Origin of the sequence: Paenibacillus sp. HWE-109, assembly GCF_022163125.1 — a bacterium.
Taxonomy (GTDB): Bacteria; Bacillota; Bacilli; order Paenibacillales; family NBRC-103111; genus Paenibacillus_E.
On sequence record NZ_CP091881.1, the window covers coordinates 699,260 to 713,174 of the forward strand.

At 45.3% G+C, this 13,915-nt stretch carries 11 protein-coding genes and 1 pseudogene; 6 read left to right on the forward strand and 6 right to left on the reverse strand.

Annotated features, from left to right (window positions below; translation table 11 throughout):
- Positions 1 to 10 precede the first annotated feature (10 nt).
- A complete protein-coding gene (locus LOZ80_RS03025) occupies positions 11 to 970 on the reverse strand; it encodes a helix-turn-helix transcriptional regulator (protein ID WP_238170038.1) in 960 nt (319 codons plus the stop codon).
- On the reverse strand, positions 963 to 1,643 hold the full coding sequence (locus tag LOZ80_RS03030; RefSeq protein ID WP_238170039.1) for a nitroreductase family protein: 681 nt from the start codon (positions 1,641 to 1,643) through the stop codon (positions 963 to 965). The genes LOZ80_RS03025 and LOZ80_RS03030 overlap by 8 nt, the downstream gene beginning before the upstream one ends.
- A gap of 251 nt (positions 1,644 to 1,894) precedes the next feature.
- On the opposite strand from LOZ80_RS03030, the pseudogene LOZ80_RS03035 reads away from it, so the two are divergent.
- Positions 1,895 to 2,375, forward strand: a pseudogene (locus LOZ80_RS03035) (aminotransferase class I/II-fold pyridoxal phosphate-dependent enzyme); the annotation flags it as partial.
- Between the two features lie 154 nt (positions 2,376 to 2,529).
- On the opposite strand, the gene LOZ80_RS03040 reads toward LOZ80_RS03035, so the two are convergent.
- A complete protein-coding gene (locus LOZ80_RS03040) occupies positions 2,530 to 3,294 on the reverse strand; it encodes a class I SAM-dependent methyltransferase (RefSeq protein WP_238170040.1) in 765 nt (254 codons plus the stop codon).
- Between the two features lie 39 nt (positions 3,295 to 3,333).
- A complete protein-coding gene (locus LOZ80_RS03045) occupies positions 3,334 to 4,524 on the reverse strand; it encodes an MFS transporter (protein ID WP_238170041.1) in 1,191 nt (396 codons plus the stop codon).
- Positions 4,525 to 4,663: 139 nt separating this feature from the next.
- Between LOZ80_RS03045 and LOZ80_RS03050 the strand changes: the two genes are divergently transcribed.
- Complete coding sequence (locus tag LOZ80_RS03050; RefSeq protein ID WP_238170042.1) at positions 4,664 to 5,077, forward strand: winged helix-turn-helix transcriptional regulator; 414 nt, start codon at positions 4,664 to 4,666, stop codon at positions 5,075 to 5,077.
- Positions 5,078 to 5,261: 184 nt separating this feature from the next.
- Here the strand turns inward: LOZ80_RS03050 and LOZ80_RS03055 are convergent, their stop codons facing one another.
- The gene (locus LOZ80_RS03055; RefSeq protein WP_238170043.1) at positions 5,262 to 5,897 is read right to left on the reverse strand and encodes an FMN-binding negative transcriptional regulator; all 636 of its coding nucleotides are present in this window, start codon (positions 5,895 to 5,897) and stop codon (positions 5,262 to 5,264) included.
- 118 nt (positions 5,898 to 6,015) lie between these two features.
- On the opposite strand from LOZ80_RS03055, the gene pdxR reads away from it, so the two are divergent.
- On the forward strand, positions 6,016 to 7,425 hold the full coding sequence (gene pdxR, locus LOZ80_RS03060; protein WP_238170044.1) for a MocR-like pyridoxine biosynthesis transcription factor PdxR: 1,410 nt from the start codon (positions 6,016 to 6,018) through the stop codon (positions 7,423 to 7,425).
- A 66-nt stretch (positions 7,426 to 7,491) separates the two neighbouring features.
- The gene (locus LOZ80_RS03065) at positions 7,492 to 7,887 is read left to right on the forward strand and encodes a DUF5360 family protein (protein ID WP_238170045.1); all 396 of its coding nucleotides are present in this window, start codon (positions 7,492 to 7,494) and stop codon (positions 7,885 to 7,887) included.
- Positions 7,888 to 8,012: 125 nt separating this feature from the next.
- On the opposite strand, the gene LOZ80_RS03070 is transcribed toward LOZ80_RS03065, so the two are convergent.
- Positions 8,013 to 10,715, reverse strand: a complete 2,703-nt coding sequence (locus LOZ80_RS03070) for a discoidin domain-containing protein (protein ID WP_238170046.1) — start codon at positions 10,713 to 10,715, stop codon at positions 8,013 to 8,015.
- Between the two features lie 239 nt (positions 10,716 to 10,954).
- Here LOZ80_RS03070 and LOZ80_RS03075 point away from each other — a divergent pair, with 239 nt between their 5' ends.
- Both LOZ80_RS03075 and LOZ80_RS03080 read left to right on the forward strand, forming a co-directional pair.
- The gene (locus LOZ80_RS03075; RefSeq protein WP_238170047.1) at positions 10,955 to 12,760 is read left to right on the forward strand and encodes a cache domain-containing sensor histidine kinase; all 1,806 of its coding nucleotides are present in this window, start codon (positions 10,955 to 10,957) and stop codon (positions 12,758 to 12,760) included.
- Entirely contained in the window at positions 12,729 to 13,832 is a 1,104-nt protein-coding gene (locus LOZ80_RS03080; protein ID WP_238170048.1) for a response regulator transcription factor, read from the forward strand. Before LOZ80_RS03075 ends, LOZ80_RS03080 begins: the two co-directional genes overlap by 32 nt.
- Positions 13,833 to 13,915 lie beyond the last annotated feature (83 nt).

Consider the following 13,915-nt stretch of genomic DNA (forward strand, 5'->3'; position numbering starts at 1 on the left):
AGGGAAGTTGTTATGTTTCATAATATTTTGCAAGGTCGCGGGCGAGCTCTGACAACGTTTCCTTCAAGATTGACGGCTCCAGCACATGGACATGTTTGCCGAATGAGAGCAAGAGATACGGCATATATGTCAGCATCGCATCCGTATTTATGATAAACCGGGCTTCTCCCTCGCTTCGTTCGACCAGGTAAGTTTGCAGAAACCACTGATTGCAAATTTGATCCAATATATCGTCTTTACTATGAAGACGAACGTTGACTGTGCTCCCATCCGCCTTCTCTTCTTGATTCATCTTTAAGAAGTATGCTTTAACAGAAAAATCCTCAGGTCTTGTAAAGGTCATTCCTGAAAAGGAAAGATCTCTGATGCGGTCAACTCGAAATACTCGAAGCGATTTGCGCAAATGACAGTATACGACTAAATACCATTTGTTCAATCGATAGATAAGACCATACGGGTCAACCATACGTTCTTCCGGAGCGAGGCCTTCCCACATCGAATACCGAAGGGATAAAGTTGTCCTGTCCGCAACGGCTCGCTCAAGTTCCTGCAATATGGGTTGAAGTGAGGAACTGCGTGAGGGTTCGATAACGTCAAGTCCGGTTACATGGCGTCTTAACTCTTGCAGTTGAGAATCACTTAGTCGATGTTCGATCTTCTGCAATGCCTTCTTTAAGGATTCCGCAAACGGATACTGCGCCTGCTGAGCAAGCAGTACACTGTGAGCCATAGCTGTAAGCTCTGTAGTATCAAAAAATAACGGTAAACTTAGAAAGGTAGAAGGAAGCTTAAAGCCACCTCCATGTCCTGATTCGGATATAATCGGAACGCCGCTTACACAGAGAACGTCGATGTAGCGGTAAACGGTTCGGACGCTTAGTTCCAATGCCTCCGCCAATTGTTCGGCCGTCATTTGTCCTTTTGATCTTAGCAGCCATAAGATTGATAACATATAGTCTAACTTAGCCATTGGTTCTCACTGTGGCATCGGGCTCAAACCCGTTCCAGATGATCGTCTGCTCTACGGTGAAGCGGGAGGTAGGTCGGGCAGGTCTAGCTGCCTTGCCAATGGTTACGAGCAGGACTGGAACGTAACGCGACGGGACATTGAACGCTTTGGCAAAGGCGTCAGCGTCGAAGCCGACGATCGGGCCCGAGTCGAGACCTTTAGCTTTCGTCACGAGCATAAGCTGCATAGCGGCCAGCGATGCGTTACGAATCGCTTCGTCGCGTCGATAGATGGAAGAGTCGCTTACCGCATAAGCCTCATCAATTTGATTGAACAGAACTTGATGGGAAGAATAACCTGCGTAAGCATCTTCAAGTCCGGCACGGATGACGGGCCCGTATACGGATTCGGCGTTCCGATTGGCCTCCAAGTCCCCGAGTATGGCGACAGTAACGGAAGCGTCGACGACTTGTCTTTGGCCACTCGCGATAGGAAGCAGCTTTTCCTTGACTGCCGTTTCGGTAAAGACGATGAACTTCCAATGTTGCAGATTCCATGACGAAGGAGCACTTCCAGTAATCTCCAAAATATCTCTTATTTCTTGTTTACTGAGTTTGTACGATGCATCAAAATATCTGACGGAATGACGTTCGTTGAATATGCTGGGAAAATCGCTTTGAACAGCGGATGACATGCTCGATCGACTCCTTTGGGTGGTTGTATGATGGAACTCTATTCTTCAATCAAACGGAATCATGCTCGCGAACTTGAATCCGTTACTGACATGTTATGCCAATTTTCAGCTTGGAACAATAGCATTTTTTCCAAAGTGTATCGCAACAGTTTCATGAGTATAATACAATGAGCTATAGAAAGCGGGGGAAGCGGAATGAAAAAATATTTGGATATTCTCTCTGATATAGAGCAAAAAATCAATGAAGGGAAATTCGTTTCGGGTCAAAAATGTCAAGGTACCATAGCCCGCTTGGCACCTCGTACAGTGTGGCCGACAGGAAGACGATCGCCCGTTTGGCGAGCAAATATAATGTTTATGTCGTAGAGGACGATTACATGGCCGATTTGGGTGAAGAACCGGGCATAGATCCCATTCACTCTTATAACCGTACATCACACGTTGTTTATTTAAAAAGTTTCTCGAAGATTATTTTTCCGGGACTCAGGATTGGCGTCGCCGTTTTGCCGGAAAAGCTGGTCGAGACGTTCTGCGAATACAAAAGATATGCAGACACCTCGCTGCTGTCACAGGCGGCGCTCGAAGTATACATCAAAAACGGCATGTACGAGCGGCATAAACGCAAAAATATCCAGACAATATGCTGAGCGGATTCACGTTCTGAACGAGGCAGTGCGGCGGTATAACACTGCAGGTTTACTCAAAATTTCGGATGCCCATTCCGGTGTGTTCGCACCATTATTGAAGAAGTGAGGCAGGAAGTCTGATCCGGAGACATTGGTGTTCGACCTCGATCCGTTTTTGCTGTTTAGGGCGTGCCCAGCTAAGCATGCATCTTCTAGGCGGTGAAAGTTCCGGTCGCGTTTTCCACCACCTCATGTTCGCTTTAGACTAGCTTGATTGCCTTGGTTGCAATAAAACTGCTGGTGTACTGGTCCAATAGCTTTTTTCCACCGAAAGTATCTTCATAAAAACCGGCAATGATAAAACCAGCCCGAATCTGACCTTGGACTTGTGCCTCCAGGGTATGACCGAACTCCAGTGCAATCCCGCTGCGCATAATCTCTTCTTCCGATGAATAATCCAGTTCGGAATAGGGAATAGAGTGTTTTACCTGGAGTATCCCCTTTTCTTCAAGCTCCCAGTCGAATAAATAAAAGACGGGATTCATAAAGCCACTAATTAAAACACCTCCAGGTTTCAGCACTCGGAAAGCTTCCTCCCAGACCAACGCAATGTCAGGCACATAAAGGTTGGATACCGGATGGACAATCAAATCAAAACTTTCGGAAGCAAACATGCTTAAATCTGTCATTGACCCGAGCACTGTCTGGAGTGTCAATTGGTCCCGTTCTGCAACAAAGGCATCCTGCTCTAACTGAGATTTCGAAAAATCCAACACCATCACATGCGCACCTGCGGCGGCCAAAATTGGCCCTTGTTGTCCTCCACCTGATGCGAGGCAAAGTACCTGTTTCCCGCTAAGTTCAGGGAACCATTCTTTTGGGACAGGCTTTGTCGTGGTCACTGTGATGCTCCAATCATTGTTTTTCGCCCGTTGAATGTCTTCTATGTTTACTGGAACGGTCCATGGATTACGTTGCTTGACTTTCAGTTCCCAACTGTGTTTGTTATGATCCATTATTTCCATTTATGTGATACCTCGTTTAGTTATCATTTAGGCGATGATTCAAGAGTTAGCATTACGGGAGTGAACCGAACGGATAGCTTTGCGATCACGAGACCATGCATAACTGCTCAGGATGATGCCGGCCAACGTTACACCTGCACCGATGATATAGATGGATCGAAAGCCAAAGCCATTATTGCTAATCAACATTCCCCCGTACCATGCTGCGAAAGCCGCAGCAAGCTGGTATGCGGAGGCGTTCACCGCAATAGCCAAGGTTGGAGCTGAAGCAGCGGTCGTGAGTACACGCGTCTGCATGCCAGGAATAACTGAGAAGCCCAAAGCGCCTATTATGAAGACCAGAATAGCTGTGACGGGCATATTTGAACTGTAAAACCATAACAACACAAGAGTTGCGGCAAGCAAGGCAAGCAGGATAATCTGCGACGGCATCAGCGCGCGGTCGGATAACCAGCCGCCGATGAAATTTCCAATGGTCGCACCGACACCGTACACCAGCAGTAGTATCGCAACCGTGTCAGCGCTAAATCCGGAGACATTGGTGAGCAGAGGTGAGAAATAGGTAAATACGGCGAGCAGTCCGGCATTGCCGATGGCGGTAATTGCAATAGCGAGTTGCACGTCATGATTCCGAAAAACCCGTAATTCAGTCCAGACAGAAGCAGCAGAGGATGAGTTTCTATCCCTCGGAACTAATTGAATAACGAGTAGCAAGCCGATGACAACACACACAGCAATAGCAATGAAAGTCGATCGCCATCCGAAGTGAGTACCGATTAAAGTACCGATAGGTGCCCCTAGGATCATGGAGAGGTTCATACCAAATGCGAGCTTCGAAACGGTAGACGCTTCCTTGCCCTGTGGGGCTGTCGAAGCCGCAATGACAATCGCGTTAGCAAAGAACGATGAGGTTACCAGCGAAGTGAAAATCCGCGCTGCAAAAAGAACAGCGTAGTTTGGGGCAATGGCTGATAACAGGTTGCCAAGCACCGAAATCGTGAGAAGTGCAACGATAAGCGGTTTACGAGAGAAATGGACGGTAAATGCCGTAAGTACAGGGCCTCCAATAATCATACCGATCGCGTATGCGGTTACCAAAAGTCCGGCAGAGGAGATGGACACTTCAAAGTCATTCGCAATTGCCGGCAGGATCCCTGCGATGACAAACTCACCTGTCGTGTTACCAAAGACACAAAGAATTAATGCAAGCACAATCAGTTTATTACCCACAATCACACCTACCTTCTGGCAATGTTAATCTCCTTCCCGGGAAGCTTCGATTCAAATATAGATATAACTAGCATAAAATACAAGAACGCACATATATGTGCTATAGTATCAGAAATGGTACTACTAGGAGGGAAAAGGGATGGGAAATGGGGTCATACCTTACAGCTGCCCTATTGAAGTTACGCTTGATGTAATCGGCGGAAAATGGAAAGGGATTATTTTAACTTTCTTGTTGGAGAAACCAAGAAGGTTCAATGAAATTAAACGAGAGCTCCCTTCTATTACACAAAGAATTTTGACCTTGCAGTTGAGGGAGTTAGAGGCCGATGGCATCGTGAATCGTGAAATCTTTCGAGAAATTCCGCCAAAGGTCGAATATTCGTTGACGGAGTTTGGCAAAACATTGGAGCCTATCTTGTTCTCCATGCATGTGTGGGGAGATCACTATAGCAATCAAGTCGTCCAGAGGAAATCTAACAGACAGGCCCCGCCTGCATGCGAATTTAGGCATTTAGTGAAAAATCCCCCAACAACTCTGAGTACACCTCCATAAATGAAAATAAGGTGAAAGCCCCACAATTATTTCAGATAATTGCAGGGCTTTTTCTTTTTAGGAGTCGATTAGAAAGTGAATTGGAGTATTGGTTATCATTTTTTGCTTGACCCTAACGCTAACGTTAGGGATTAGAATAGGGTTATCCCTAGCAAGGACTTAGAGAACCATATCGTTGAATACACTACTCCAAGATATCTCCCTGTGTTAACCTTTTTTCAATTATCCTTCCGATTTCGTATGAGTCATTTTGATTAAAGGATTTTAAACCACGAACAAGACGTTTTTGTTTCAGTGTTGAATGATTTTGACTTAACTTGCATGTTCCTTCAAGCTTATCGATCTTGATTTCGAAGGCAATTAACCCGTTCATCAATCCATTTATAAACTTATTGTCATAATTGACGGTCCAAGGATCAGGGAGCGGTGATTCATAATACTGAACGGTATTGCTGATTATTTCTTTTATTTGGTCCGAATTTTCGATTCTGCGAAATTTCCCGTACACATGTACAGATATATAATTCCAAGTAGGTGCGTGGTTGGGCTCCTCGTACCATGATGGAGAAATATAAGCATGTGGACCCGAGAAAACAACGAGGACCTCTTTATTGTCCAGATCTTTCCAGTGGGGATTGGCTTTCGCCATATGACTAATAAGGACACCTTGTTCGTATTTATGCTCATCTAGTAAGAAAGGCAAATGGGTTGCAAAGGGTTCTTTCCCATGTTGAGAGAATAAGATTCCGAAACTATGCTCTCTAATAAACTTGACTATAGTGGATAGATCATTCATTTCAAAGGCTTTCGGAGTGTACATGGATATTTCCCTTCCTTCGTCTTTATTGAGTCATCTTATCATGTTGAATTGGCCGAAAACAGAACCACTTCTTTGCCCTATTTAGCATACCAATTGGTGGTGTGAGGAGGAACTATCCATGTCATTCATTCCCGAATCTTTTAAAACAAAGCAAATTTACTCTCTCCTTAGGGAACGGATACTTCAAGGCATTGATACAGCCGGAACGCGTCTCCCATCAACCAGAGATCTGGCAAAGGAACTCGGAGTTTCCCGGTCGCTTATTGTAGAAGTATACGAGCAATTGATTTCTGAAGGTTACTTGGAAGGACGCCAGGGCTCGGGGACTTATGTCACTGACTTGGGGAAGGGGGGACAATTCCTTTGTACTCTGCTTAACCGCACCGATGAAATTTCTACAAATCGTTCGAACACTAACAGTTACCGTTTCGATGGCGTCGATTTCCGCCCGAGCTTACCGGCTCTTGAATTCGTTCCGCGCCAAAACTGGAAGAAATCAGCTCTTTATGTGTATGATAACATCCATCTTTTGGACTTTGGCTATGATGATCCTGCCGGTAATTTAGATTTACGTAATCACATATGCAGTTTGTTACATACAAAAGGAATCAACTGTTTACCAACGCAAGTGATCATCACGACTGGAGCTACCCAAGCCATCTCTATACTTTGCAAGTTATTTTTGACTTCCGGCGATGAATTGGTCACAGAGGATCCGACAGGATCGTTCATTTATGACATTTTCGCATCGTCCGGCGCTAGAATCATACCAGTTCCCGTCGATCGGTTTGGTCTGCGTATCAAAGATATTCCAAGCCATGCGAAACCTAAATTCATATTCGTAACGCCTTCGCACCAGTTTCCTTTTGGCAGCATTATGTCCATTGAACGACGAATTCAATTGCTGGAATATGCTCGCCAAGCAAGTTGTTATGTTATAGAAGACGATTATGACAGTGATTTTCGCTATAACGGAATGCCTGTTCGTGCACTAACAGAACTTGATTCCGAGAGAGTGATTTATCTCGGTACCTTCAGTAAAAACTTGTTTCCGGCTTTACGACTTGGTTACATGGTTGTTCCTTGGGAGTTGGTAGAACCGCTCATTCATCTAAAGCATATGACAGACTTTCATTGTCCGACTATGCCGCAAATCATTCTTGCTCGGTTCATGGCGGAACGTTATCTGGAACGTCATATCTATCGAATGAAACGTATATATGGCAAAAGAAGAAACAGGATGATCGCTAACTTGATGCAAGCATTCGGAAGTAACGTTCAAATATCGGGGGATGCAGCGGGACTGCATTTGGTTGCCGATTTTCCGGGATATCAATTCGACACCCGTTTGATTGCTTTACTAGAGGAGCGGAAAATTAGGATCTATCCAGCTGAAAGGTTTACTATTGTCAAGGGAAGGTATGAGGATCGGCTGATCATGGGATTCGGAAATGTTACAGAACAGCAGATTTCCAACGGGATCGCAACGCTTTCTACCATGCTTGTGGAAAACGGGAAAGCATACTGAGTTCGCAAGAACTTATCACTGTCCAGTGAATTAGTACTAATTTGGTAAGTGGAGAGGGAAAAGAAAATGAAAAGTCTCAAATGGTTTTTCCTCGTAACAGACATAGGATTCATTTTATATTGGGCAATTACGGTTATTCATTTCATACCTGATGAAGCACTATTTAAAGACTATAACAACCCAATATTGATGGCCTGGAACTGGTCATTTCTGCCTTTAGATTTAATGATTTCGGTGACAGGCCTAACGAGTATATATTTATTCAAAAGAAACAACCCCAATTGGAGAGTATTAGTTCTCATTTCGCTTGCTCTGACGTTCTGCTCTGGACTACAAGCAATTTCATTTTGGATTATTAGAGATGACTATAGCTTGTCATGGTGGTTGCCTAATTTATATTTGTTCATATATCCTTTATTTTTTATACCAAGATTTTTAAGAGGAAATAGGGTTCAGGACTGACGCACGTTCGGGCTCCTGTTCTTCACCCGAGGAGTCTCATTGCGTAAGAACTGCAAAAGTACTATAGAAAAGATCGCCTCTAAACCAACGAGGCGACCTTTTTATCGTTTATTTTTATATGCGTGTTAATTCAACATAACATCATCGATCGTAGCCCAGCCGCCTGCCGCATTGCCGTAATACCAGAGCTTAACGGTCTGTCCAGCAGCAGCATTGAACGTAATCGTATAGGGAGCATAACCGATGTTAGGACTTATCGTCTTTTGTTCGACTAGCGCTGACCCAACATCCACACCTAAGCGTACATTGCTATTAGTGATATTAGTAGAGCAGTAGGCAGTAAGCGTATAGCTTTTCGTAGTAGGAGCGGTAAACGTTTGGTATAGGGCAACATCGCCTGATGTTGTTGGCCAGAGGTAAGCGTCATTCATCGTATCATGTGGATAATTAACCTCGACACCGCCATTATTAGGATGCCACTCTGTCGACCATGGTCCAAGCAGCCCCGTCTGAAAATCGGGATTTGCCAACAGGTTCGGCTGCGGTTGATTCGAACCGTAAATCTCGACTTCCGCCAACTGCATGCGGTAAGGTTGGCCAGATTCATCCGTAATTTGTCTCAGATTTGTTCCTTCCACCTTCACATATCTGGCAGTCTGCGGACTAAACGTGAAGGGCTGGACGTAATTCCCGCTGAGCGCGTAGCTGGTCTTTGTCGTGACGGTCGTCCAAGGGCCTGCCGCATTTGCTGCTACTTGGATTGTGAAATTGAGCGGGAACCCGGTTCCGATATGCCCTGGCGTATCGTTGCGCGGGTACAGGTCTACTTCGCTGACCGTTTTACTTGCACCTAAATCGAATGTAACCGATTCGGTATGATTGGCCGAAGTATTGCTGCTGCTGGACCAGCCATACGAACGGTTGGCCGAATTTCTCAAATCGTCGTTGATCCGGTTCAGGGCAAAGCCGTCGCGTGTGATTTCATAGGAACTTGTTGCGGTTACAGTCGCATTGGCTGCCAGATTGGTATAGGGTTGGAACCCTGTCGGCAGAGCGATTAATCGGCCTTCGCCCGGAAGAAGCGTCATATTGAGAACGCCGGTTGTCGCGTTGTAAGTCCCTTGAACCAGCGAACCCTCGGTTCCGGTTGTTTTTGAGATTTCAGACAGAGCGGACGGCTTGGAACTGAAGTTGAAGTCCAGCGATCTGCTATTGTTATAGTCCCTATTTGTGAGCATGATGTACGAGCGTCCGCTTGGATTTGTAAAATGCCCAATAATCATAGGCTGCGTCAAATCAGATGGCTTCACGAAGAAGGTGGAGGGAAGAGCTGTTGTACCGGAAGGAATGGATGAACCGGTATGGTACACTTTCCTGGAAGTCAGATTTTTTAAAGTTCCGCTCAAGTTTTTCATTTCGGCATCCAAAGTTTGAATCTGTGCATATTTGATCAGTTTGGTACCGTCAAGATTCACAGGTGTATCCGAATAGGCCTCATAGTTGTTATCTCTTGGCCGCCAATAGGAAAACCAATACATTTTTTTGTAGCCGTACGTCAAATAAGAATACACATTCCAGCGTAACATGTTCATATTAGGATCACGGTAGGTGTCTAAACCGGTATCAGGATTTTTAATATGAATGCTTTGCAGAAATCCTCCATAAGGCACATCATGGGCCAAGCCGCGATCACGTACGATTTCAGAAGCAGAAAAAAAATCTGGATTATCATAGGGAACACCATTCCCTGCCTTGAACGGATACGAATCATGAAGGATATAATCTGCGCCGCTCATAGTAAGCCAGTCATCCCACTGATTTTCAAAAGCAGTCCCTATATTCGTACGAGTGGTGTATGCTCGAAAGAAGAAATCATAGGGTTTGGCAACGCCGGCTTCATACCCGGAACCGTCTGTATATGCATCGGTTGTAGATCGGACCACCCAGCCAACGCTGTTATCGCCTCCACCATTGTGAGTCAATTCCATATAGTAGGTTGTGCCAGGCGTTACAGATGTATGGACCGAAAAATAGGGGTAATTATAGCCTACTGAAGGCTTAATGGGTCCGCTCAGCGCTGCCTGTCCAAGCAACGTCGTCTTAGCGGTATTGTTCCACACTTTCAGGGTCAGGGATTCACTCGGGGACCACTGGTTGCTGTCAATCAGCATTTCGATGCCATCTAAATACGTTACATTAGCCGGAATCTTGAAAGTTTGACCAATAGAATTTGTGGAACTCACGTAGGAGCCGTTGTCATTCGCTTTGGAATTGGATAAGGCTAATTTGCCAGGTATAGAATAGCCAATATCATAGAAGTTCATATAGGTCTGCCAACTCGGTTTAAGCGATTGGATATACTTGTAGGTATTCGCAAAGCCCTCAAATTGAAATTGTTGGGGTTCGTCCATCAAACTAATACCTGATACCCTGGCATCATTCACATAAGGGGTCAAAACCGAGTTCAGCGCCGCATAATCTGCTGCTGTATAGCTGGGGTGACCATAAACGCCTGAATCGGTGACCAGAAGTTTGACATTGTTCGAACTGCTGTTCGCGATGCCTGATTCGTTATCCGTCTTGTTCAACGTGCTGCTGTAAGCCCCACCCAGACCATGGACAGCCACGGTATCAATTCCTGCTGCGGCAATATTGGCCCAGTTGGCATTGGTGTTGCGGTCAACCGGATTGATTTCTGGCTGAATGAAAGAACCGATTTCAAAACTGCCTGTTCCGGCAGCTGCCGCTGTCATACTATTCGTAATAGCTGCAAAAGCACAAATAAGTGACAAGAGTGATCTACGAAACTTTGTTTTATTCATCTTCATCTCGTTACCTCCTATAATCGATATCAAAGCTGGAACTAGGTTCTATCAACTCCTCTGCATTTTCTTACGAAAATATTGTAAGCGCTTTACAAACCTCATTATATACATACAAGATCAAGGATCATAGACTGTAATCTTCGGAAAAATTCTCTTTTTTACGTAAGGTGATTGATGACTCCATGGTATTGTTTTACATTTAAATCACCACGATGCCCATAGATGAAATGAGGAGAACGCTGATGAAAAAACGGAGTGTATGGCGAGCTTTTCGAGATTGGAGCATGGTGAAAAAGTTAAACGTCTTATACACGCTGATGATCCTGCTGCCGGTTGTCGTTGTGACACTGCTTGGCTTTCAGAGGTACAATGAAAATTTGAAAAAAAAGGTAGCTGATTTCGATCTTCAACTTCTGGGACAAATCGGAAGAAATGTAGACAACTACTTGGAAGAGTTGGATCGCATCTCGCTGTCCATTTATCTGGAGGATAATTTGGAGACCATGTCAAGCCGCAATAAAGATTTAGGTTCCGCTAGCGAGTTCCAAGAGAAAGTCTCCCTCGATAAAGCAATGAAAATATTGATGCGCTCTTCTTTGAAGGATATCATGGGCGCATATTTATTTAAGGACAGCAGCATTTTTTCGCAGTACGGATCGGGGCCTAACGTAGATTACAGCAACTTCACCCGGGATCCCTGGTACGACAAAGTGCTTGCAGCAGACGGGAAGGGCTTGCTTATCCCCAGTCATCAGATCCGGAATCATACGAAGCCTGCCCCCTACGTCTTTTCATATGGCCGCAGTCTGATTGACGTTAATAAACATGAATCTTTCGGCGTGCTGTTAATCGATGTCAGCATCCAAGGATTAGCTGATATCTTGCAGCAGGTGGAGCATGGGCAGAAAGGGCAATTGTTCATAACGGATAAGGAAGGTCGCATGATCTATCATCCTGTGACGGAACAGATGACCGGAAATTTCACCCTGCGTTTGCCTAATCAGCAGGATTCGTTCATTACGAATGTGAATGGAGAATGGATAATGGTCAATTATGTGACTTCTTCATTCTCCGGTTGGAAAATTGTCGGTCTCGTTCCGATCCGGGAACTGACGCAGGATTCGAATATTTTGCTCAATTTGCTGTGGACATTGGCGGGGATTACGCTGTTGATCTCGATCGCCATTTCGGCCGTTTTGACCTCGAGCATGATGAAGCCGCTCAAAAAAATCAGAGTTTTAATGCGCAAGGTGGAAGAAGGCGACTATAAAGTGCAGTACCGGTCGCCAGCCAACGATGAAATCGGGCAAGTCGGACACAGCTTCAATGTCATGGTCCAGAAGATAAACGAGCTGGTTTATAACGAATTGACCATGAACATCTTGAAGAAGGAAGCTGACTTTAAGGCACTGCAAAGCCAAATCAATCCACATTTTCTATATAATACGCTGGAATCGATTAATATGAAGGCGGAAGTCAACGGCGATTACGAAGTTGCGGATATGATTTCATTGCTGGGTAAATTGTTTCGCATGTCTGTTAATCAAAGTTCAGAGATGATTTCGTTTGCGCAAGAGTTGGAATTCATCCGGGTTTATATGAAACTGCAAAAAATGCGGTATCCCAAATTGGAAACGCATATTGCTATCGAGGAAGAACTGTTAAATGCCAAGACATTGCCCTGGATCATCCAACCGCTTGTGGAAAATGCGTTTGTTCACGGGCTTGCTCCACATAAGGGCCTCGGGTGTATACGAATTGAGGGGTGGAGAGATGGGCCGTATATTCGAGTGCGTGTCACCGATGATGGCATTGGCATCGATGTGGAGAAGCTGCGTCATATTCAGAGCAAGCTGTTGACGGAAACTTCGGTGGAGACTTCTCATATCGGCTTGACGAATGTCCATAACCGCATTCGAATTTATTTCGGTGACGCATATGGTTTAACGCTCCGCAGTACGCTGGGAACGGGAACAAGTGTTGAACTGATGTTACACGACATGGAGAATTGGAGTGATGAGGATTATGCCGACACTGATGATCGTTGATGACGAAGAAACGATTCGCCAAGGCTTGGGGCTCATTATCGAACGGCTGTCGCCGAACTGGAAAGTAATTTCCAGCGTGGAGGATAGTGAGCAGGCGGTGCAAATGCTGAACAATCTGCAGCCCGATCTGATCATCATCGACATTTCGATGCCAGGGATGAGCGGGTTGGATCTGGCTAAATATGTATTCGAGTGTTACCCGCATATTTATAAAATGATTTTGACTGGACATGATAAATTCGCTTATGCCCAGAGCGCCTTGCGTTATGAGGTTGTCGATTACTTGCTGAAACCGTTAGACCGCGATGAACTGGTCGCAGCCTTGCGCCAGATCGACAGCAGATTAGCTCAGCGTGTTCAAGACGAAGGCGGGGGACGCCTGCTGAAAGAGGCCGAATGGGACAACAGCCCAATTAGCGATGCCGAATCGCAGTTGATCATCGCCATCGAAACCAACGATACAGGCTTAGCTCAATTGCTGTTTCGACAATGGGCGAGCGATTTGAGGAATCCCTCGCATGCACGTGCTACGGCTTTGGCCATGCAGCTGCATTATTTTTTTTCATTAGTTTTCAGTCGTGTCCTGAACCACGTGGATACGAAGTTGAGTCTAAGGATGCGGCGTGATGCCGGGTGGTTGGCGAGCGCATTTACGCCGCAGCAGTCAGTTTCCTTCGAGCCGTTTGCCGTTATGTTGGAGCAGTTCGCAGATAAGCTCGAGACGGATCCCACGGAGCAGAGGACGGAAACAAGAAGAGTAATCGAAACCGTCAAAGCTTATATCAACGAGCATTATCATGATTCTGAGTTAAAACTGGAAGCGCTTGCGCAACTGGTGTACATGAATACCAATTACATCAGTGAGCTGTTCAAACAGGTGACTGGCGACAATTTTATCGATTATTTGACCATGACGAGAATGAAGGCAGCTAAACAAATGCTGCGGGAAACGAATCTCAAAACCTATGAAATCGCAGAACGCGTAGGCTACACAAGCGCCAAATATTTCAGCACACTATTTAGACGGATCTATGGCATGACGCCCACTGAATATCGCGACAGGTCAGTTTGAAAGTATCCGAAAAAAGTGGAAGAAATACGTATTCCTTCTCATTTGAGAGCGCTTTTATTTGAGCTATGATAGTCTCGTAACTG

What these genes read in the sequence shown, in the direction of transcription:
- LOZ80_RS03025 (WP_238170038.1), bottom strand. Translation starts at nt 970, where the DNA reads ATGGCTAAGTTAGACTATATGTTATCAATCTTATGGCTGCTAAGATCA.
- LOZ80_RS03030 (WP_238170039.1), bottom strand. Translation starts at nt 1,643, where the DNA reads ATGTCATCCGCTGTTCAAAGCGATTTTCCCAGCATATTCAACGAACGT.
- LOZ80_RS03040 (WP_238170040.1), bottom strand. Translation starts at nt 3,294, where the DNA reads ATGGAAATAATGGATCATAACAAACACAGTTGGGAACTGAAAGTCAAG.
- LOZ80_RS03050 (WP_238170042.1), top strand. Translation starts at nt 4,664, where the DNA reads ATGGGAAATGGGGTCATACCTTACAGCTGCCCTATTGAAGTTACGCTT.
- LOZ80_RS03055 (WP_238170043.1), bottom strand. Translation starts at nt 5,897, where the DNA reads ATGTACACTCCGAAAGCCTTTGAAATGAATGATCTATCCACTATAGTC.
- pdxR (WP_238170044.1), top strand. Translation starts at nt 6,016, where the DNA reads ATGTCATTCATTCCCGAATCTTTTAAAACAAAGCAAATTTACTCTCTC.
- LOZ80_RS03065 (WP_238170045.1), top strand. Translation starts at nt 7,492, where the DNA reads ATGAAAAGTCTCAAATGGTTTTTCCTCGTAACAGACATAGGATTCATT.
- LOZ80_RS03070 (WP_238170046.1), bottom strand. Translation starts at nt 10,715, where the DNA reads ATGAAGATGAATAAAACAAAGTTTCGTAGATCACTCTTGTCACTTATT.
- LOZ80_RS03075 (WP_238170047.1), top strand. Translation starts at nt 10,955, where the DNA reads ATGAAAAAACGGAGTGTATGGCGAGCTTTTCGAGATTGGAGCATGGTG.
- LOZ80_RS03080 (WP_238170048.1), top strand. Translation starts at nt 12,729, where the DNA reads ATGAGGATTATGCCGACACTGATGATCGTTGATGACGAAGAAACGATT.